We start from the raw sequence: 17349 nt of genomic DNA on the forward strand, positions 1-17349 counted from the left end.
TCAGTTTCTGACATAATGCCGCGACGTTTCTTGCACGGTTCTGAGGTAGTCAAGCGGATGAAGGTCCTGATCATCGGCGGCGGTGGCCGCGAACACGCCCTGGCCTGGAAGGTCGCCCAGTCACCCCGAGTGGAGACGGTCTTCGTGGCCCCCGGCAACGCCGGCACGGCCCGGGAGCCGGGGCTTAAGAACGTCGCGATCGGCGTCGACGATCTCGACGGCCTGGTGGCCTTCGCCCGGGACGAGGGCGTCGCGCTGACCATCGTCGGCCCCGAGGCGCCGCTGGTCGAGGGCGTGGTCGACCGCTTCCGCGAGGCGGGTCTGGCGATCTTCGGCCCCACGGCCGGCGCGGCCCAGCTCGAGGGCTCCAAGGCGTTCACCAAGGACTTCCTGGCCCGTCACGCCATCCCCTCCGCCGACTATCGCACCTTCACCGCGGTAGAGCCGGCGCTCGAGTACCTGGCCGAGAAGGGCGCGCCCATCGTCATCAAGGCCGACGGCCTGGCGGCCGGCAAGGGCGTGATCGTGGCGATGACCGCCGCGGAAGCCGAGGCGGCGGTACGCGACATGCTCGAGGCCAACGCCTTCGGCGATGCCGGCGCCCGGGTGGTGATCGAGGAGTTCCTGGAGGGCGAGGAGGCGAGCTTCATCGTCATGGTCGACGGCGAGACCATCCTGCCCATGGCGACCAGCCAGGACCACAAGCGCGCCTTCGATGGCGATGCCGGCCCCAACACCGGCGGCATGGGCGCCTACTCCCCGGCGCCGGTGGTCACCGACAGCGTCTTCGCGCGTATCATGGAGCGAGTGATCCGCCCCACGGTGCAGGGCATGGCCGAGGAGGGTCACGCCTACACCGGCTTCCTCTACGCCGGCCTGATGATCGACGCCGAGGGCAACCCCAAGGTGATCGAGTACAACTGCCGCTTCGGCGACCCCGAGACCCAGCCGATCATGCTGCGGCTGCGCTCCGACCTGGCCGAGCTGTGCCTGGCCGGCGCGCGCGGCGAGCTGGCGGGGCTCGCCTGCGACTGGGACCCGCGTCCCGCGGTAGGTGTGGTGCTGGCCGCCGGCGGCTACCCGGGCAGCTACCGCAAGGGCGATGCCATCGACGGGCTCGGCGCCGCCGAGGCCACCGGCTGCAAGGTCTTCCACGCCGGCACGGCCGAGCAGGGCGGCCAGGTGGTCACCGCCGGCGGCCGGGTGCTCTGCGTCACGGCGCTGGGTGACGACGTGGGGGCGGCGCGCGACCTGGCCTACCGGGGCGTCGCCGAGATCGCCTGGCCCGAGGTGCTCTACCGTCGCGATATCGCCCATCGGGCCATCGCCCGGGAGCGCGGCGACGCCTGACGACGAGCCTCCCTGAACGAGCGGCCCCGGAACCACCAGCACAGGAGTGAGCATGGAGCGTGTCCGACTGAGCTTCCCCGTCGATGAGGTGATGCACCGTCACCCGCTGACGGTGCGCATCACCGACATGAACTACGGCCGCCATCTGGGCCACGATGCGCTGATCTCGTTGCTGCACGAGGCGCGCGTCGCCGCGCTGGCCTCCCGGGGGCTTCACGAGTGGGATCTCGGCGGCTTCCCCTGCGTGGCCGCCGATCTCGCCGTGCAGTACCAGGCCGAGGCGCGCTGGCCCGATGCGCTGGTGGTGGAGACCGCCATCCCGGCGCCGGCGCGCAAGGCGATCGGCGTCTACCATCGCATCCTGCGCGAGGCCGATGATGTCACGGTCGCCACCGCCCGGATCAACCTGATGCTGGTCGATCCCGACAGCGGCCGCCCGGTGGCGATCCCCGAGGCCCTGCGAGATACCCTGGCGGGAGCGCGCTGATGTCGCGGGAGTATCCGATCATCGCCCTCACCGGCTCCTCCGGGGCCGGTACCACCACGGTGAAGCGCACCTTCGAGCGGATGTTCGCCCGGGAGGCCGTGCACGCCGCCTACGTCGACGGCGATGCCTTTCATCGCTATACCCGCCAGGAGCTGGCGCAGATCCTCCTCGACGAGCCCGATCGCAAGGACGAGCTCTCCCACTTCGCGGTGGAGGCCAACCTGCTCGACCGGCTCGAGGCGCTGTTCCGGGAGTACGGCCAGCACGGCAACGGCTCCTACCGCCACTATATCCATGCCGAAGACAAGCAGATGATCGAGGCCGGCTATCAGGTCGGCACCTTCACCGAATGGCAGTCGCTGCCCTGCGGCACCGACCTGCTGTTCTACGAGGGCCTTCACGGGGGGCTAGTCACCGCCGAGCTCGACATCGCTCGCCACGTCGACCTGCTGGTGGGGGTCGCGCCGACCATGAACCTGGAGTGGATCCAGAAGATCGACCGCGACATGCGCCACCGCGGCTACTCCCAGGAGGCGGTGATCGACACCATCCTGGGGCGCATGGACGACTACGTGCGCTACATCCAGCCGCAGTTCTCGCGCACCCACATCAATTTCCAGCGGGTGCCCACGGTGGATACCTCCAACCCCTTCGAGGTCCAGGATATCCCCACCGACGCCGAGTCCTTCGTGGTCATTCGCTTTCGCGATCCCGCGACGGTGGACTTTCCCTACCTGCTGGCGATGATTCAGGATGCCTTCATGAGCCGCCCCCACACCCTGGTGGTGCCTGGCTCGCGGCTGTCGCTGGCCATGGAGCTGATCCTCGGGCCGCTGGTGCGCCACCTGCTGGCCCAGCGGCGCTTTCGCTGACGCCGACACCGACCCTCACGCAAGGAGAACCGCCCATGGATTGCCTGTTCTGCAAGATCATCGAGCGCGAGATTCCCGCCGACATCGTCTTCGAAGACGATCACGTGCTCGCCTTCAACGACATCAATCCCCAGGCGCCGACCCACATGCTGATCGTGCCCAAGCGGCACATCGCCACCCTCAACGACATCGAGGAGGAGGGCGATCTGGCGCTGGTGGGGCGCCTGCAGTACACCGCCGCCAGGCTGGCGGCCGAGCAGGGCTTCGCCGAGGACGGCTATCGGGTGGTGATGAACTGCAACGATCACGGCGGCCAGACCGTCTATCATATTCACATGCACCTGATGGGCGGTCGTCGCTTTACCTGGCCGGCTGGCTAGCCGGCGCCCTGCGGCCGAGGCCGCGCGTGACCCGGCGTACGACGCATCAGGTGCATTCTCGAGAGATTCAGTGATGACCCGCTCCCTATCCCGTGCCGACAACCTGATCCACCAGTTCGATACCGTGCTGAGGACCTTGGTGCCCCACGCGGCGACCCCCTCGCGGGTCTCGCCGGCGACCTCGGCGGTGCACGACGAGCCGATGAGCGCGGAGGAGCGGCGCCACGCCGCGGGGCTGATGCGTATCAACCACACTGGCGAGGTGTGCGCCCAGGCGCTCTACCAGGGCCAGGGGCTGACCGCCAAGCTGCCCGAGGTGCGCGGCCAGATGGAGCAGGCCTCCCAGGAGGAGATCGACCACCTGGCCTGGTGCGACGAGCGGCTCCAGGAACTGCACGACCGCCCGAGCCTGCTCAATCCGCTGTTCTACGCGGCCTCCTTTGGCCTGGGCGCGGCGGCGGGCGCCGTCGGCGACCAGGTGAGCCTCGGCTTCGTGGCCGCCACCGAGGAGCAGGTCGGCCATCACCTGGAGGAGCACCTGGTCAAGCTGCCGGCGAGCGATCATCGCTCCCGGGCCGTGCTGCGCCAGATGGCCATCGACGAGGCTCACCACGCCCAGCTCGCCCTGGAGGCGGGGGGCAGCCGCTTCCCCGCGCCGGTCAAGTTCGGCATGAAGCTAATGTCCAAGGTGATGACCGCCAGCGTCTATCGCGTCTAGGCGTGATCTCCCGCTAGGCCGAGAGCGCCGGATCGATGCCATCGGCACATAAAAGACCCCGCCAGGTTCGCCTGGCGGGGTCTTTCGTGGCGGCCGGTGACGGGGCTGGGCCGTGCCGACCGGCCCTCACTCCTCGACGATGGTGAAGGAGTGGGTGATCTCCACGCCGCCCTTGACCAGCATGATGGAGGCGCTGCAGTACTTCTCGGCGGAGAGCTCCACGGCACGCGCCACCTGCTTCTCCTTCAGGCCGCGGCCGCTGATGGTGAAGTGCACGTGGATCTTGGTGAAGACGCTCGGCACCTCGTCGCTGCGCTCGGCCTCGAGGCTCGCCACGCAGTCGGTCACGTCGGCCCGGGCCTTCTCGAGGATGTTGAGGATGTCGAAGGAGGTGCAGCCGCCCATGCCCATCAGCAGCATCTCCATGGGGCGCGCGCCGGTGTTGCGGCCGCCGTGGTCGGGCGGGCCGTCGATGATCACGCTGTGGCCGCTGCCGCTCTCGGCAACGAATTGGCGTCCGTCGGTCCATTTCACGCTGGCTTTCATGGGGCAGGCATCCTTCGGTTGTGTTCGGTGACAGCAGGTTCGGCAGCATAGCAGCTGCCGGGCGGCGACTCAGCCCCGGAGGCGGCGGTCGAGCTCGGCCAGCCGCGCCGGCGTGCCGACGTCGACCCAGGCGCCGCGGTGGTGGGTGCCGCCGACGCGGCCGTCGGCCATGGCGCGCCTGAGCAGCGGCGCCAGGCCGAAGGCGCCGGGCGCCTCGGGAGCCACCAGCGCCGGGTCGAGCAGGCTCACGCCGGCGAAGGTGAGGCGCGGCGCCCCCTCGGCGTGCACTCGGCCGCGCGTGTCCAGGTGGAAGTCGCCGTCGGGGTGGTGGTCGGGGTTGTCCACCAGCACCAGGTGGGCCAGGTCGTCGTCCAGTCCGGGCAGGTCCGACAGGTCCAGGTCAGACCAGATGTCGCCGTTGACCAGCAGGAAGGGGGCATCGCCGAGCAGCGCCAAGGCCTGCCGGATGCCGCCGCCGGTCTCCAGCGGGGTTGCCTCGCGGCTCCAGGCGATGGACACGCCATGGGCCGCGCCGTCGCCCAGGGCGTCGATGATCTGTTGTGCCCGGTAGCTGACGTTGATCACCACCTCCTCGATGCCCTCGGCGCGCAGTCGCTCGAGGTGGTGAACGATCAGCGGCCGGCCGGCCACCTCGAGGAGCGGCTTGGGGCAGTGGTCGGTGAGCGGGCGCATGCGGGTGCCGAGCCCCGCGGCCAGGATCATCGCCTTCATGCGCTGGCCTCCAGGCGCGCCGCGAGCGCCGGGCGGAAGGTGTCGGCGAGCCAGGCGCGAAAGCCCTCGTGGCCGGGCAGGCCGGCGAGGCTCTCCTCCAGGTGAGCGAGGAAATGCGGCAGGCGCTCGAGATAGCCCTGACGAGCGTCGCGCAGGGTCAGCCGGCAGAAGATGCCGAGCACCTTGAGCGAGCGCTGGGCGGCCATGGCCTGGACCCGGGCGAGGAAGGTCGCCGCGTCGACGTCCTCGGCCAGTCGGCCGTCGGCGATGGCTCGGACGCGGAAGGCCTCGGTCCAGGCGGCGAAGCGCGCCGGAGAAAAACGGCAATAGCGCCCGCGCAGCAGCGAGATCAGGTCGTAGCTGATCGGGCCTGCCACGGCGTCCTGAAAGTCGATCAGGTAGAGGGCATCGTCCTGCACCATCAGGTTCATGGCGTCGAAGTCGCGATGCACCGCGACCACCGGCTGCTCGAGGGCCGAGTCGATCAGCGCCTCGCGCAGGGCCGCCCAGCCCGGCGGCGGGGCGATGCCCAGCCACTCGCCCAGGCACCAGTCGGGGAAGAGGTCCAGCTCGCGGCCCAGCAGCGCGGCGTCGTAGGCGGGCAGGCCATCCACGAGAGCGCGATTCTGCAGGTCGTGAATCAGGTCGATCGCGCGTTCGTGCCAGGCCAGGGTGGCCGGGGCTTCGTCGCCCGCGAAGAGATCCTGCAGCGGCGTGTCGTCGAGATCGTCGAGCTCGAGGAAGCCGGCGTCGAGGTCCACGCCGTAAAGGGCCGGCACCGGTAGTCCGGCCGCTCCCCACTGCTCGGCGATGGCCACGAAGGAGCTGCTGTCTTCCCGGTCGGGCGGGGCGTCCATCAGCATGCGGGTGCTGCCATCGGGCAGCAGCAGGCGGAAGTATCGCCGGAAGCTGGCGTCGCCCGCGGCGAAGCGCAGGGCGACGGCCTCCGGGGGGAGTCCGTGGCGCCTGGCCGCCCAGGCATGCAGCCGCTGCGTTCGCGTGGGATCGGTGGCCTCGGGCATCGTCGTCTGGCTCCTTCTGAGGGGGCGGGTACGGTTGACGGCCCCGTGGGGGCCCCGCATGCTGAGCTCCCGACATCGTCGGCGATGGCAGGGCTCGCGCCGGCAGCACAGGCCGGGTGCGGCCTGTATAATACCGATTCACCCCGCCAAGGACATCGTGGAGCATGGGCAAGCGACACTCGTGGACATGGACGGCCCTGACAGGCCTGGCCGGCGCCGGCCTGGTGAGCGGGCCACTCTCGGCGGCGCCTCCCGAGTCGCTGCCGGCGGCCCAGCTCGACTGGCAGCCCTGGGGCGAGGCGCGCCCGGCGGATGCCCTGTGCCGCGGCCGCTACGTGATGCCGGACTACCGCCTGCCGCCGCCGCCCGGCGAGAAGGTGGCGAGCGAGTCCGACCGGGCCGGCTCGGGCGAAGACGGTGAGACCCGCCTCGACGGCGAGGTGCTGCTGCGCCGCGGTGACGCCCAGCTCGAATCGCCGCGGGTGCGAGTGCCCGCCAGCCGCGAGACCGCCTACGCCGAGGGGCCGCTGACGCTGCGCGACCGCAACCTGCTGGTGCGCGGCGCCTCGGCCGAGTTCTCCCTGAACAGCGACGCCGCGAGCATCGACACGGCTCACTACGTGGCCCATGAGCAGCGCCTGCGCGGTGACGCCGTGCGCCTGGCCCGTCTCGACGGCGAGCGCTACCGCCTCACCGAGGCGAGCTTCACCACCTGCGAGCCGGGCAGCGACCTGTGGCGCCTGGTCGGCAACGACATCCTGCTCGACCGCGAGAGCGGCGTCGGCACCGCGAAGCACGCCCGGCTGGAGGTCGGCAAGGTGCCGATCTTCTATTGGCCCTGGGTGCGCTTTCCCCTCGATGAGCGCCGCCAGACCGGCTTCCTGTGGCCGCTGCTGGGGCTCTCCGGCGACTCCCTCGACTACGCCCAGCCCTTCTACTGGAACATCGCCCCGGACCAGGACGCCACGATCACGCCGCGCTATATCAGCGATCGCGGCCTGCTGCTGGGCGGCGAGTACCGCTACCTGTTCGAGAACCACGGCGGCCAGATCGAGGGCGCCTACCTGGCCGACGACGACGGCGATCCCGACGATACGCCGAGCTACGAGGGTGAGGATCGCTGGTACCTCGACTACCGGCACGCTGGACGCCTGGATGCCCGCACGCCCTATCGCCTGCGCTACGGGGCGGCCAGCGATGGCAGCTACTTCGACGACTTCGGACGCGACTTCGGCGAGGGCGATACCGCCTACCTGTCGCGGCTGGCCCAGATCGACCATCGCGGCGACACCTGGCAGCTGCAGGCCAAGGCCCAGGGCTACCAGAAGCTCGATGATCCGCTGCTCGAGCGCGACAAGCCCTTCTATCGCCTGCCGAGCCTGACCGCCGACGCCCGCTGGTCCCAGGACAGCGGCTTCTACCAGCAGTGGCGCTCCAATGTCACTTACTTCTGGCGCGACGTGGATGAGACGCGGGTCCCCCTCCGCGAGGCGGCCAACGGCAGCCGCCTGCACCTGGCGCCGGCCACCGGCTGGCGCATGGACGAGAGCTGGGGGTATCTGGAGCCCCGCGTCGAGTGGCTCGCCACCGCCTACCAGCTGGATTACGGCGAGCGAGACACCGACCGCGACGAGGAGCTCACCCGCAGCGTGCCGGTGGCAAGCGTCGATGGCGGCCTGGTCTTCGAGCGCGAACTCGCCCTCGGCGGGCGCGACTATCGCCAGACCCTCGAGCCGCGGGTCAACTACGCCTACGTGCCGGCGCGGGATCAGACGGACTTTCCCGAATTCGACACCGCCGAGCGGGCCTTCTCCTGGAATCAGCTCTGGTCGCCCTACCGCTTCAGCGGCAGCGACCGGGTGGGCGATCTGAACCGTGTCTCGCTGGGTCTCGAGTCACGCCTGCTGGCGGACGAGACCGGCCGCGAGCGGCTCTCGGTGGGGCTGGGGCAGGCCTATTACCTGGAGGATCGCAGCATCGACATGCTGGGCGATCCCGACACGCTGCCCTCGGAGTCGAACTTCGAGGCCAACTACCGCGCGACTCGCGAGCGCTCGCCGCTGGTCACCCGGGCGGACTGGCAGATCACCGAGCGCTGGCGAAGCCGCTGGCAGTGGCTCTACGACGACCATCTGGAGCGCACCGAGAGCACCTCGCTGGGCCTGCAGTACCTGGCGCCGGCCGGCCACGTGCTGAACCTCGGCTATCGCTGGCAGATCCAGGGCTTCGATCCCTCCCAGGAGGATGAGGACCGGCTGACCTACAACCGCGAGGAGTACGACCTGTCGTTCGCCTGGAAGGCCAGCCGGCAGGTCGACTTGATCGGTCGGCTGCTCTACGACAACACCAACGACCGTGCCCTGGAGCAGCTGGCGGGTGTCCAGTGGAACGACTGCTGCTATGGTCTGCAGCTGGTGTGGCGCGAGTGGATCGACGACAACGACACCGCCAACACCATCGAGGACGACCAGACCGACCGCGGGATCTTCCTGCGCTTCGTGTTCAAGGGACTCGGCGGCGTCGGCGGCGAGGCCGACAGTTACTTCCAGCAGGCCGTTCCGGGCTACCGAAGCGCGTCCCTGGGCCGCCTGTGAGACATTCGACACCGATGAGAGGAAAGAGAGACATGCGCAGCCGACGTATCGCCACCCTGGCGCTGGCCCTGTGCCTGACCGGCCTGCCCCTGATGGGGCAAGCCCAGGAGTCGGCCTACGCGGGCCGTCAGCCGCTGGACCGCATTGTGGCGGTGGTCAACGAGGGCGCCATCATGGCAAGCCAGCTCGACAACCGTGTCGCCCAGGTGCGCAGCCAGCTCGAGGGCCGGGGGCAGGCGACGCCCCCCGACGCGGTCCTGCGCGAGCAGGTGCTGGAGCGCATGATCGTCGAGGAGATCCAGCTGCAGATGGCGCGCGAGGCCAACCTGAGCGTCGACGACACCGAGCTCAACCGCCAGGTGCGGGCCATCGCCGAAGGCAACGGCATGACCCTGGAGCAGTTTGCCGATGCGCTCGAGGCCGACGGCCTGTCGCTGGGCGTGGTGCGCGACCAGGTGCGTCGCGAGCTGCTGATGCGCCAGCTGCAGCAGCGCCGGGTCGCCAGCCGGGTCGACCTCTCCGAGCGCGAGGTGGATCGCTTCGTGGAGCAGCAGGGCGTCAGCCGCGACCAGGCGCGCCAGGCGCTGTTCCAGCGCAAGGTCAACGCCGAGATGGAAGAGTGGATCCAGGAGATCCGCGGCCGCGCCTTCGTCGACGATCGCCTCGAGGCGCGCTGATGTCCCCGGCGGATGCGCCCGTGCTGGCCCTGACCTGCGGCGAGCCGGCGGGCATCGGGCCGGAGCTCGCCGTGATGCTGGCCGCCGACTCGGTGCCCCCGGCCCGGGTGGTGGCGGTGGGCGACCCGGCCCTGCTCGCCGAGCGCGCCGCCATGATCGGCCGCGAGGTCGAGATCCGCGAGCTCGCCCATGATGAGGCGCCGCCCGCGCCGCGGCGTGGCGTGCTGCCAGTGTGGTCCGTGGCGCTGAGCGCCCCGGCGCGTCCCGGCGAGCTCAATGTCGCCAATGCCGCCTACGTGCTCGAGACCCTCGACGTGGCGCTGGCCGCCTGCCATGCCGGCCGGGCGGCGGGCATGGTCACCGCGCCGCTGCACAAGGGCGTGATCCTCGATGCCGGCCATGCCGGTTTCACTGGCCACACCGAGTACCTGCGCGACGCCTGCGGGGTCGACGAGGTGGTGATGATGCTGGCGACCGACAGCGCCCTGCACGCCCGCGAGGCGAGCGGGCAGGGCGGTGCCGCGCTGCGGGTGGCGCTGGCCACCACCCACCTGCCGCTGCGCGAGGTGGCCGATGCCATCACCGGGCCGCGGCTCAGCCGCCTGCTGCATATCCTGCATGACGACCTGCGGCGCTGGTTCGGCGTGGACGCGCCGCGCATCGCCGTCTGCGGCCTCAATCCCCATGCGGGGGAGGGCGGCCACCTGGGGCGCGAGGAGCTGGATGTCATCATCCCGGCCCTCACGGCCCTTCGCGCCGAGGGGCTGACCCTTGACGGCCCCCTGCCGGCCGATACCCTGTTCACCCCGCGCCACCTCGAGGGCGTCGACGCGGTGCTGGCCATGTATCATGACCAGGGCCTCCCCGTGCTCAAGTACGCCGGCTTCGGCCGCGCCGCCAACATCACCCTGGGGCTGCCGCTGGTGCGCACCTCGGTGGATCACGGCACCGCGCTGGACCTCGCCGGCAGCGGTCGCGCCGACCCCGGCAGCCTGCGGGTCGCCGTGACGCTGGCCGCCGAGATGGCGCGCCGCGCGGTATAGCCGATCTGGATGAGCGCCGGGGACAGGCTGAAGAGCAGGTCCTACGCCATGGATGGCGTCGGTAGCGTACAGGGAGGTATTCACAGCGCCTGCTCGTAAGCCTGTCGTCGGAAAAGCTCCGTGCACGGAAAATTGCTCAAGACCCTAGCGAAAGAAGGACATCACCGAATGGCATCCCGCCCCCCGGTTCACCAGGCCCGCAAGCGCTTCGGCCAGAACTTCCTGCGCGACTACGGCGTCATCTCGCGCATCGTGCGTGCCATCGGACCTCGACCCGGCGACCGACTGGTGGAGATCGGCCCCGGCCAGGGTGCCCTGACCGAGCCGCTGCTCGACGCCGCCGACGGCCATCTCGAGGTGATCGAGCTCGACCGCGACCTGATCCCCGGCCTTAGGGTGCAGTTCTTCGACAAGCCCGGCTTCATCATCCACGAGGGCGACGCCCTGAAGGTGGATTTCCAGGCCCTGCGTGGCGACGGCCCGGCGCTGCGCGTCGTCGGCAACCTGCCATACAACATCTCCACGCCGCTGATCGTCCACCTCCTAAAGGCCGGCGAGGCCGTGGCCGACATGCACTTCATGCTGCAGAAGGAGGTTGTCGAGCGCCTGGCCGCCGCGCCGGGCGGCCCCGACTGGGGGCGGCTGTCGGTGATGGCGCAGTATCACTGCCGCGTCGATGCCCTGTTCACGGTGCCGCCGGAGGCCTTCGTGCCTCGCCCCAAGGTCGACTCGGCCATCGTGCGCCTCACGCCCCACGAGGCCCTGCCCCATCCGGCCAGCGATGAGGCGCTGCTCTTCGACCTGGTGCGCCAGGCCTTCGGCCAGCGGCGCAAGACGCTGCGCAACAACCTCAAGGGGCGCATCGATGCCGCGGCCCTCGAGGCGCTGGGCATCGACCCCGGCCGTCGTCCCCAGACACTGGACGTCGAGGAGTTCGTGCGCATCGCCAACCACCTGGCCGCGGCCGGGGAAGGAGAGGCCTCATGACCCTGACGGTTCCCGAGGGGCTCGAGGGTGCCATTCGCGTCGACGTGGCGCCGGACTTTCGCCTTGACGAGTCTGCCCCCGGCGAGCAGCGCTTCGTCTTCAGCTACACCGTCACCGTGCACAACGCCTCCGATCACAGCGTCCAGCTGATGGCCCGCTACTGGAAGATCACCCAGGGCAGCGGCAAGGTGCAGGAGGTGCGCGGCAAGGGCGTGGTCGGCCAGCAGCCGCTGATCGGCCCCGGCCAGACCTTCCGCTACACCAGTCGGGCGATCCTCGACGGCCCGGTGGGGGTGATGGAGGGCGCCTACACCTGCGTCGACGCCGCCAGCCAGCGCCCCTTCGAGGTGGCGATCACCCCCTTCCGGCTGGCCGGGCCCAACCAGGTACACTAGATCCCGTGACACGCACCGTAACGGAGCCGACATGACCACCTATGCCATCGGTGACCTGCAGGGTTGCCACGCGGAGTTCGTCGCCCTGCTCGAGCGGCTCGATTTCGACCCGCGCCGCGACCGGCTGTGGCTCGCCGGCGACCTGGTCAACCGCGGACCGGGGTCGCTCGCCTGCCTGCGCGAGGCGATGGCGCTGGGCGAATCGGCCAGCATCGTGCTCGGTAACCACGATCTGCACCTGCTGGCGGTGGCGCGGGGCGGAGCCCGGGAGAATCGCAAGGACACCCTGGCGCCGATCCTCGCCGCCCCGGATCGCGAGCGCCTGCTCGACTGGCTGCAGACGCGCCCGCTGCTGGTGCGACGAGCCTCCGCGGCGCAGGGCGAGACCGTCATGACCCACGCCGGCCTGCTGCCGCAGTGGTCGGTGGAAAAGGCCGCGGCGCTGGCCGGCGAGGCCGAGGCGCGGCTCGCGGGCGAGGGGGCCGGCGCCTTCCTCGAGGCCATGTACGGCAACGAGCCGGCCTGCTGGCGCGATGATCTCGACGGCATCCCGCGGCTGAGGATGATCGTCAACGCCTTCACCCGCATGCGCTTCCTCGATGCCGAGGGCTGCCTCGACTTCGCCGCCAAGGAGGGGCTCGACAGCGCCCCGTCCGGTTTCGCCCCCTGGTTCCAGTACCCCCGCCAGGATGACCCCTGGCTGCTGTTCGGCCACTGGGCGGCCCTTCAGGGCGAAACGCCCGAGAGCCGCGTGCGCGCCGAGGCGCTGGATACCGGCTGCGTCTGGGGCAGCCGGCTGACCGCCCTGGAGCTCGAGAGCGGTCGGCGCATCAGCGTGCCCAGCCGCCAGTGACTCCCCCGAGACGATCCCCGACGACGAGAGGCCCGTGATGACCACCGCTCCCTTCCGCCACCTCGACATCGCGTCCCTGGCCGACTGGCTTGAGGGCGACGCGCCCCTCACCCTGGTCGATATCCGCGACCCTCAGAGCTTCGCCCAGGGGCACGTGCCCGGCAGCCAGCGCCTGGGTAACGACACCGTCGACGCCTTTCTCAGCGAGGCCCCGCGCCAGGCGCCGCTGGTGGTGATCTGCTACCACGGCCACTCCAGCCAGCAGGCGGCGGCCTGGCTGGCCGGCCAGGGCTTCGCCGAGGTCTACAGCCTCGATGGCGGCTTCACCGACTGGCAGCACCGTCTCCCCGACCGCGTGGAGCGCTGAGCCATGAGCGCGAGCGATGATCGCCACCTCGAGGGCCTCGAGGTCTATCGCGTCGGCGGGGCGGTGCGCGATGCCCTCCTGGGCTGGCCGGTCAAGGACACCGACTGGGTGGTGGTCGGCGCCACCGCCGAGGAGATGCAGCGCCGCGGCTTCAAGCCGGTGGGGCGCGACTTTCCGGTCTTCCTGCATCCGCTGAGCCACGAGGAGTTCGCCCTGGCGCGCACCGAGCGCAAGTCGGGCCACGGCTACACCGGCTTCGTCGTGCATGCGAGCCCCGAGGTCACGCTGGAGGAGGACCTGGCGCGGCGCGACCTGACCATCAACGCCATGGCCGAGACCCCCGAGGGCGCGCTGGTCGATCCCTACGACGGGCTCGCCGACCTCGAGGCGCGTCGCCTGCGTCATGTCTCGCCGGCCTTCGTCGAGGATCCGCTGCGGGTGCTGCGCACGGCGCGCTTCCTCTCCCGCTACGCCGGACTGGGCTTCGTCATCGCCGAGGAGACCCGCGCGCTGATGCGCTCGCTGGTGGCGAGCGGCGAGCTTGCGCACCTGGTGGCCGAGCGGGTCTGGACCGAGACCGAGAAGGCGCTCTCCGAGCCCTGGCCGGAGGTCTACTTCCAGGTGCTCGAGGCGTGCGGGGCGCTCGCCGTGCTGATGCCGGAGCTGGCCGAGGATGATGCGGACCTCGACGCGGCGCTGGGGCGCCTGCATCGGCTGCCCGAGGACATCGAGGCCGAGGCGCAGGTACGCTGGCGCTGGGCGCGCCTGGTCGAGCACCTGGATGACGACGCGCGTGAGGCGCTCTCCGAGCGGCTGCGCCTGCCGCGGGCGCATCGCGAGCTGGCCACCCAGGCGGCCCGGACCCGGGCCCTTTGCCGGCAGGTCGCGGCCAACGGGCTATGCGGGGCCCAGGTGATGCGCTGGCTCGACGGCATCGATGCGTGGCGCCGCAGCGACCGGGTGGCGCCGTTGATCAGCCTGGTGAGCCTGGATGCCCCGGCGCTGGCCGAGGACCTGGCACTGGCCTGGCGACTGGCGGTGCAGATCCTGCCCAGGGCGCTGGTGGCGGAGGGCTATCAGGGGCGCGAGCTCGGCGAGGAGCTGGCGCGGCGCCGCTGGGAGGCCATCGAGGGGGCGCTCGCCGACCCCGAGGCATGACCGCGCAGGCTACTCCGCACGGGAGAGGCGGCGCCCCTGCCAAGTGAAGTCCACCGGCCAGAGGCGCTGCTCGTCGGCCGCGAAGCGGGCCCAGTGGTCGCGATAGGTCTCGCCGGTGAGCGGGTGGCGCGCCTCGGGCAGCAGTTCGGCCAGCGGCTGCAGCACGAAGGCGTGGTGCAGGATCTCGCCGCGGGGCAGCTCGACGCCATCGTGGCGGCCGCTGAGCGCGCCCACGGTGAGCAGATCGATGTCCAGGGTCCGCGGGCTGAACTTGGGCACATCCTTGAGCCGGCCGTGGGCGAACTCCAGATGCTTGCACCAGGCCTGCAGCTCGCCCACCGAACGCTCGCTCTCGAAGGCCACCACCAGGTTGTAGAAGTTGCGACCGTCCTCGAAGCCCACCGGCTCGCTCTCGAAGACCCGCGAGACATCGAGCGCCCCGAAGGTCTCTGCCAGCGCGTCGAGGCAGGCCAGGACGTGATGCTCGCGTTCGATGTTGCTGCCGATGCTGACGGTAACCCGGGCCATCAGGCGTCTCCCGGTCGGGTGCCGCGCTCGATGGAGACCCCCACCGCGCTGGCCGCCGCCACGGCGCCGGGCTTGCGCACGGTCAGGCGCAGCCAGGCGATGGCGAACTCGGCGCGCAGGGTCTCGGCCAGGCGCTCGGCGAAGGTCTCCACCAGGGCAAACTGATGCTCCCTGGCGAAGCCGGCGATGCGCTCGCTGATGGCGGCGTAGTCCAGGGTCTGGGCGATGTCGTCGCCCGCCGCGGCGGGACGGATATCGGTGCCCAGCGCCAGGTCGAGGCGCAGCGTCTGGGTGATGGTGCGCTCCCAGTCGTAGACGCCGATCACGGTATCCACCTCGAGCGCGTCGATCAGCACAAGATCCATCGGGGCTCCCCGGTCATTGGTTGTTGTGGCCTCGGTCGTTGCGGACCTGGTTGATGCGGACAGGATAGGCGAGGGTCCGCCTGCAGGCGCCAGATTGTACGCCAGCGCGCTGCCCGGCGACACTGCAGGCCGCCGGCCTGTCGTCCCTGGCCCCTGGCTGGCAGAATCGAGGCATCACCCCGGAGGAGCCCGCCCGTGGAGGCGCCACTCGACCTCATCCTGCCGCTGATGGCGATCGGCTATCTCAGCGGCACCTGGCTCGGCGCCCTCGCGGTGTGTCGATGGGCCGGCGTGGGCGATCCGCGACTCGCCGGCTCAGCCAATCCGGGCTTCTCCAACGTGCTGCGCCTGTACGGCCCGCGCCTCGCCCTGGCTACCCTGCTCGTCGACGTGATCAAGGGCATGCCGGTGCTGTGGCTCGCCATGGGTGTCGGCCTGCCGCCCTGGGGGCTGGGTCTCGTCGGGCTCGGCGTGCTACTGGGGCATGCCTATCCGGCCTGGCACCGCTTTCGCGGCGGCAAGGGGGTGGCCAGCGCGTTCGGTGTGATGCTGGTCCTCACTCCCTGGGTGGCGCTCTGCTGCGCCGCGCTCTGGACCCTGCTGGCCTGGCGGGTGCGCACCGCGGCCGTGGCGTCGCTGGCGAGCGCCGCCATGGCCCCGCTGGCCAGTATCTGGCTGGCGCCGGAGTTCGTGGGGGTGGTGATGGTCTTCACGCTGCTGGTGCTCGGTCGCCACGCGCTCAATATCCGCCGTCTCAGACGCGGTGAGGAGTCAGGGCTGTAAGGTGCCCGATGTCGGAAGGCCGGGCAACGAAACGACGCGATATATACCCGGGGACGCTGGCAACGAGCGCAGCCGCGCACGTCAATCGACAGGGACGTCGAGTGAGGGGCACCCGTGAGGGATTATGTTGTGCCCCGACGTGCAGGCGGCAAGCGAAGTGGCAGGGTTTCGTTCCCGGGGTCGCGAGTCTTGTTGCGCGGCCTTTACCGCGTGCGTGCGGCGGGAGCTTCCAGGCCGTCCATCGGCCAGCGCGGTACCGCCTTCATGATGCCGGTCTCGTCATGCTCCCCGGCCAGCAGGCGCTGGGCGCTGGGACCGTAAAGAGCGCGATCATCGTGGTTTTCACGCCTTGGCGGGCGCCTGAAGCTCATCCATCGGCCAGCGTGGCACCGCCTTCATGATGCCGGTCTCGTCGTGCTCGCCGGCCAGCAGGCGCTGAGCCCCCACGTAGGCAATCATCGCCCCGTTGTCGGTGCAGAAGCGTCCGCGCGGATAGTAGGCCCGGGCGTCGCGCTTGGCGCATTCGCGCTCCAGTCGCTCGCGCAGCCGCACGTTGGCACTCACGCCGCCGGCCACCACCAGGCGCTTGAGGCCCGTCTGGTCGAGGGCGCGGCGGCACTTGATCACCAGGGTGTCGACCACCGCCTCCTCGAAGGCGCGGGCCACGTCGGCACGGGCCTGGTCGTCGAGCTCGCCGGCGCGCTCCAGCTGGCGGATGGCGGTCAGGGTGTGGGTCTTGAGCCCCGAGAAGCTGAAGTTCAGGCCCGGGCGGTCGGTCATGGGCCGCGGGAAGCGCAGCCGCTTGGGGTCGCCCTGCTCGGCGAGGCGCGCCACTTGGGGGCCGCCGGGGTAAGCGAGCCCGAGCATCTTGGCCGCCTTGTCGAAGGCCTCGCCCGCCGCGTCGTCCACCGACTCGCCGAGCAGGCGGTAGCGACCCAGCCCCTGCACCTCGACCAGCTGGGTGTGGCCGCCGGAGACCAGCAGCGCCACGAAGGGGAAGCCGGGCGGCTCGTCCTCCAGCATGGGGGCCAGCAAGTGGCCCTCCATGTGGTGGACGCCGAGCACCGGGATGTCCAGCGCCCGGGCCATGCCGTGGGCGGTGCTGGCGCCGACCATCAGCGCGCCGACCAGGCCGGGGCCGGCGGTGTAGGCGATGGCGTCGAGCTCGCCGCGGGTCAGACCGGCCTTGTCCAACACCTGCTGGATCAGCGGCAGCAGCCGGCGAGTGTGGTCGCGGGAAGCGAGTTCCGGCACCACGCCACCGTACTCGGCGTGCATGGCGATCTGGCTGTAGAGGGCGTCGGCGACGAGGCCGCGCTCGGTGTCGAAGAGGGCGACGCCGGTCTCGTCGCAGGAGGTCTCGATGCCCAGTACGCGCATGATATCGGCTCGGTAATGCGTGGATGGCGGCATTCTACGCATTTTGTCCCCTGTCGGCAGCAGGGAAACGATTTGCACGAGCTCGGTCGGACGACTAGAATACTGTCCGCTG

Annotated in this window: 20 protein-coding genes; 14 read left to right on the forward strand and 6 right to left on the reverse strand. The window is 70.5% G+C overall.

Going from position 1 to position 17349, the window contains the following annotated elements:
- The first annotated feature begins 57 nt into the window (after nucleotides 1–57).
- The 5 genes from purD to coq7 all read left to right on the forward strand — a co-directional run bounded on the left by purD (nucleotide 58) and on the right by coq7 (nucleotide 3807).
- The gene (purD, locus tag ABE957_RS08415) at nucleotides 58–1350 is read left to right on the forward strand and encodes a phosphoribosylamine--glycine ligase (protein WP_349758217.1); all 1293 of its coding nucleotides are present in this window, start codon (nucleotides 58–60) and stop codon (nucleotides 1348–1350) included.
- Between the two features lie 52 nt (nucleotides 1351–1402).
- On the forward strand, nucleotides 1403–1837 hold the full coding sequence (locus ABE957_RS08420; RefSeq protein ID WP_349758218.1) for an acyl-CoA thioesterase: 435 nt from the start codon (nucleotides 1403–1405) through the stop codon (nucleotides 1835–1837).
- Nucleotides 1837–2709: a phosphoribulokinase gene (locus tag ABE957_RS08425; protein ID WP_349758219.1), complete on the forward strand. Its 873-nt coding sequence runs from the start codon at nucleotides 1837–1839 to the stop codon at nucleotides 2707–2709. Before ABE957_RS08420 ends, ABE957_RS08425 begins: the two co-directional genes overlap by 1 nt.
- 35 nt (nucleotides 2710–2744) lie before the next feature.
- Entirely contained in the window at nucleotides 2745–3089 is a 345-nt protein-coding gene (locus ABE957_RS08430; protein ID WP_349758220.1) for a histidine triad nucleotide-binding protein, read from the forward strand.
- 73 nt (nucleotides 3090–3162) lie between these two features.
- A complete protein-coding gene (coq7, locus tag ABE957_RS08435) occupies nucleotides 3163–3807 on the forward strand; it encodes a 2-polyprenyl-3-methyl-6-methoxy-1,4-benzoquinone monooxygenase (RefSeq protein ID WP_349758221.1) in 645 nt (214 codons plus the stop codon).
- 126 nt (nucleotides 3808–3933) lie between these two features.
- On the opposite strand, the gene ABE957_RS08440 is transcribed toward coq7, so the two are convergent.
- The 3 genes from ABE957_RS08440 to ABE957_RS08450 all read right to left on the reverse strand — a co-directional run bounded on the left by ABE957_RS08440 (nucleotide 3934) and on the right by ABE957_RS08450 (nucleotide 6107).
- On the reverse strand, nucleotides 3934–4353 hold the full coding sequence (locus ABE957_RS08440) for an OsmC family protein (protein ID WP_349758222.1): 420 nt from the start codon (nucleotides 4351–4353) through the stop codon (nucleotides 3934–3936).
- 69 nt (nucleotides 4354–4422) lie between these two features.
- Nucleotides 4423–5085 carry an N-acetylmuramate alpha-1-phosphate uridylyltransferase MurU gene (gene murU / locus ABE957_RS08445; RefSeq protein ID WP_349758223.1) on the reverse strand — a complete coding sequence of 221 codons (663 nt, stop codon included), beginning with the start codon at nucleotides 5083–5085 and terminating at the stop codon, nucleotides 4423–4425.
- Nucleotides 5082–6107 (reverse strand): aminoglycoside phosphotransferase family protein, encoded by a 1026-nt coding sequence (locus ABE957_RS08450; RefSeq protein ID WP_349758224.1) that lies wholly within the window; start codon nucleotides 6105–6107, stop codon nucleotides 5082–5084. The genes murU and ABE957_RS08450 overlap by 4 nt, the downstream gene beginning before the upstream one ends.
- Before the next feature lie 164 nt (nucleotides 6108–6271).
- On the opposite strand from ABE957_RS08450, the gene ABE957_RS08455 reads away from it, so the two are divergent.
- The 8 genes from ABE957_RS08455 to ABE957_RS08490 all read left to right on the forward strand — a co-directional run bounded on the left by ABE957_RS08455 (nucleotide 6272) and on the right by ABE957_RS08490 (nucleotide 14181).
- Entirely contained in the window at nucleotides 6272–8701 is a 2430-nt protein-coding gene (locus ABE957_RS08455) for an LPS-assembly protein LptD (protein WP_349758225.1), read from the forward strand.
- Between the two features lie 32 nt (nucleotides 8702–8733).
- On the forward strand, nucleotides 8734–9378 hold the full coding sequence (locus ABE957_RS08460) for a SurA N-terminal domain-containing protein (RefSeq protein WP_349758226.1): 645 nt from the start codon (nucleotides 8734–8736) through the stop codon (nucleotides 9376–9378).
- Nucleotides 9378–10421, forward strand: a complete 1044-nt coding sequence (gene pdxA / locus ABE957_RS08465; protein WP_349758227.1) for a 4-hydroxythreonine-4-phosphate dehydrogenase PdxA — start codon at nucleotides 9378–9380, stop codon at nucleotides 10419–10421. The genes ABE957_RS08460 and pdxA overlap by 1 nt, the downstream gene beginning before the upstream one ends.
- Before the next feature lie 168 nt (nucleotides 10422–10589).
- A complete protein-coding gene (rsmA, locus tag ABE957_RS08470; RefSeq protein WP_349758228.1) occupies nucleotides 10590–11408 on the forward strand; it encodes a 16S rRNA (adenine(1518)-N(6)/adenine(1519)-N(6))-dimethyltransferase RsmA in 819 nt (272 codons plus the stop codon).
- A complete protein-coding gene (gene apaG, locus ABE957_RS08475; RefSeq protein ID WP_349758229.1) occupies nucleotides 11405–11803 on the forward strand; it encodes a Co2+/Mg2+ efflux protein ApaG in 399 nt (132 codons plus the stop codon). Before rsmA ends, apaG begins: the two co-directional genes overlap by 4 nt.
- Nucleotides 11804–11834: 31 nt before the next feature.
- Nucleotides 11835–12656: a symmetrical bis(5'-nucleosyl)-tetraphosphatase gene (locus tag ABE957_RS08480; protein WP_349758230.1), complete on the forward strand. Its 822-nt coding sequence runs from the start codon at nucleotides 11835–11837 to the stop codon at nucleotides 12654–12656.
- 37 nt (nucleotides 12657–12693) lie between these two features.
- Entirely contained in the window at nucleotides 12694–13023 is a 330-nt protein-coding gene (glpE, locus tag ABE957_RS08485; protein WP_349758231.1) for a thiosulfate sulfurtransferase GlpE, read from the forward strand.
- A 3-nt stretch (nucleotides 13024–13026) separates the two neighbouring features.
- On the forward strand, nucleotides 13027–14181 hold the full coding sequence (locus ABE957_RS08490) for a tRNA nucleotidyltransferase/poly(A) polymerase-related protein (RefSeq protein ID WP_349758232.1): 1155 nt from the start codon (nucleotides 13027–13029) through the stop codon (nucleotides 14179–14181).
- A gap of 9 nt (nucleotides 14182–14190) precedes the next feature.
- On the opposite strand, the gene folK is transcribed toward ABE957_RS08490, so the two are convergent.
- Complete coding sequence (gene folK / locus ABE957_RS08495) at nucleotides 14191–14709, reverse strand: 2-amino-4-hydroxy-6-hydroxymethyldihydropteridine diphosphokinase (RefSeq protein ID WP_349758233.1); 519 nt, start codon at nucleotides 14707–14709, stop codon at nucleotides 14191–14193.
- A complete protein-coding gene (gene folB, locus ABE957_RS08500; protein WP_349758234.1) occupies nucleotides 14709–15074 on the reverse strand; it encodes a dihydroneopterin aldolase in 366 nt (121 codons plus the stop codon). The genes folK and folB overlap by 1 nt, the downstream gene beginning before the upstream one ends.
- A gap of 195 nt (nucleotides 15075–15269) precedes the next feature.
- On the opposite strand from folB, the gene plsY reads away from it, so the two are divergent.
- On the forward strand, nucleotides 15270–15857 hold the full coding sequence (gene plsY / locus ABE957_RS08505; RefSeq protein ID WP_432765410.1) for a glycerol-3-phosphate 1-O-acyltransferase PlsY: 588 nt from the start codon (nucleotides 15270–15272) through the stop codon (nucleotides 15855–15857).
- Nucleotides 15858–16199: 342 nt separating this feature from the next.
- On the opposite strand, the gene tsaD is transcribed toward plsY, so the two are convergent.
- A complete protein-coding gene (gene tsaD / locus ABE957_RS08510; RefSeq protein ID WP_349758235.1) occupies nucleotides 16200–17237 on the reverse strand; it encodes a tRNA (adenosine(37)-N6)-threonylcarbamoyltransferase complex transferase subunit TsaD in 1038 nt (345 codons plus the stop codon).
- Between the last annotated feature and the right edge of the window lie 112 nt (nucleotides 17238–17349).

The organism is Halomonas pelophila (assembly GCF_040196315.1).
Taxonomy (GTDB): Bacteria; Pseudomonadota; Gammaproteobacteria; order Pseudomonadales; family Halomonadaceae; genus Halomonas; species Halomonas pelophila.

Excerpts from the sequence above, each read along its gene's own strand:
- ABE957_RS08490 (WP_349758232.1), top strand. The coding sequence starts at position 13,027 with ATGAGCGCGAGCGATGATCGCCACCTCGAGGGCCTCGAGGTCTATCGC.
- glpE (WP_349758231.1), top strand. The coding sequence starts at position 12,694 with ATGACCACCGCTCCCTTCCGCCACCTCGACATCGCGTCCCTGGCCGAC.
- folK (WP_349758233.1), bottom strand. The coding sequence starts at position 14,709 with ATGGCCCGGGTTACCGTCAGCATCGGCAGCAACATCGAACGCGAGCAT.
- ABE957_RS08425 (WP_349758219.1), top strand. The coding sequence starts at position 1,837 with ATGTCGCGGGAGTATCCGATCATCGCCCTCACCGGCTCCTCCGGGGCC.
- ABE957_RS08460 (WP_349758226.1), top strand. The coding sequence starts at position 8,734 with ATGCGCAGCCGACGTATCGCCACCCTGGCGCTGGCCCTGTGCCTGACC.
- ABE957_RS08455 (WP_349758225.1), top strand. The coding sequence starts at position 6,272 with ATGGGCAAGCGACACTCGTGGACATGGACGGCCCTGACAGGCCTGGCC.
- murU (WP_349758223.1), bottom strand. The coding sequence starts at position 5,085 with ATGAAGGCGATGATCCTGGCCGCGGGGCTCGGCACCCGCATGCGCCCG.
- ABE957_RS08480 (WP_349758230.1), top strand. The coding sequence starts at position 11,835 with ATGACCACCTATGCCATCGGTGACCTGCAGGGTTGCCACGCGGAGTTC.
- pdxA (WP_349758227.1), top strand. The coding sequence starts at position 9,378 with ATGTCCCCGGCGGATGCGCCCGTGCTGGCCCTGACCTGCGGCGAGCCG.
- coq7 (WP_349758221.1), top strand. The coding sequence starts at position 3,163 with ATGACCCGCTCCCTATCCCGTGCCGACAACCTGATCCACCAGTTCGAT.
- rsmA (WP_349758228.1), top strand. The coding sequence starts at position 10,590 with ATGGCATCCCGCCCCCCGGTTCACCAGGCCCGCAAGCGCTTCGGCCAG.
- tsaD (WP_349758235.1), bottom strand. The coding sequence starts at position 17,237 with ATGCGCGTACTGGGCATCGAGACCTCCTGCGACGAGACCGGCGTCGCC.
- apaG (WP_349758229.1), top strand. The coding sequence starts at position 11,405 with ATGACCCTGACGGTTCCCGAGGGGCTCGAGGGTGCCATTCGCGTCGAC.
- ABE957_RS08420 (WP_349758218.1), top strand. The coding sequence starts at position 1,403 with ATGGAGCGTGTCCGACTGAGCTTCCCCGTCGATGAGGTGATGCACCGT.
- ABE957_RS08450 (WP_349758224.1), bottom strand. The coding sequence starts at position 6,107 with ATGCCCGAGGCCACCGATCCCACGCGAACGCAGCGGCTGCATGCCTGG.
- ABE957_RS08440 (WP_349758222.1), bottom strand. The coding sequence starts at position 4,353 with ATGAAAGCCAGCGTGAAATGGACCGACGGACGCCAATTCGTTGCCGAG.
- ABE957_RS08430 (WP_349758220.1), top strand. The coding sequence starts at position 2,745 with ATGGATTGCCTGTTCTGCAAGATCATCGAGCGCGAGATTCCCGCCGAC.
- folB (WP_349758234.1), bottom strand. The coding sequence starts at position 15,074 with ATGGATCTTGTGCTGATCGACGCGCTCGAGGTGGATACCGTGATCGGC.
- purD (WP_349758217.1), top strand. The coding sequence starts at position 58 with ATGAAGGTCCTGATCATCGGCGGCGGTGGCCGCGAACACGCCCTGGCC.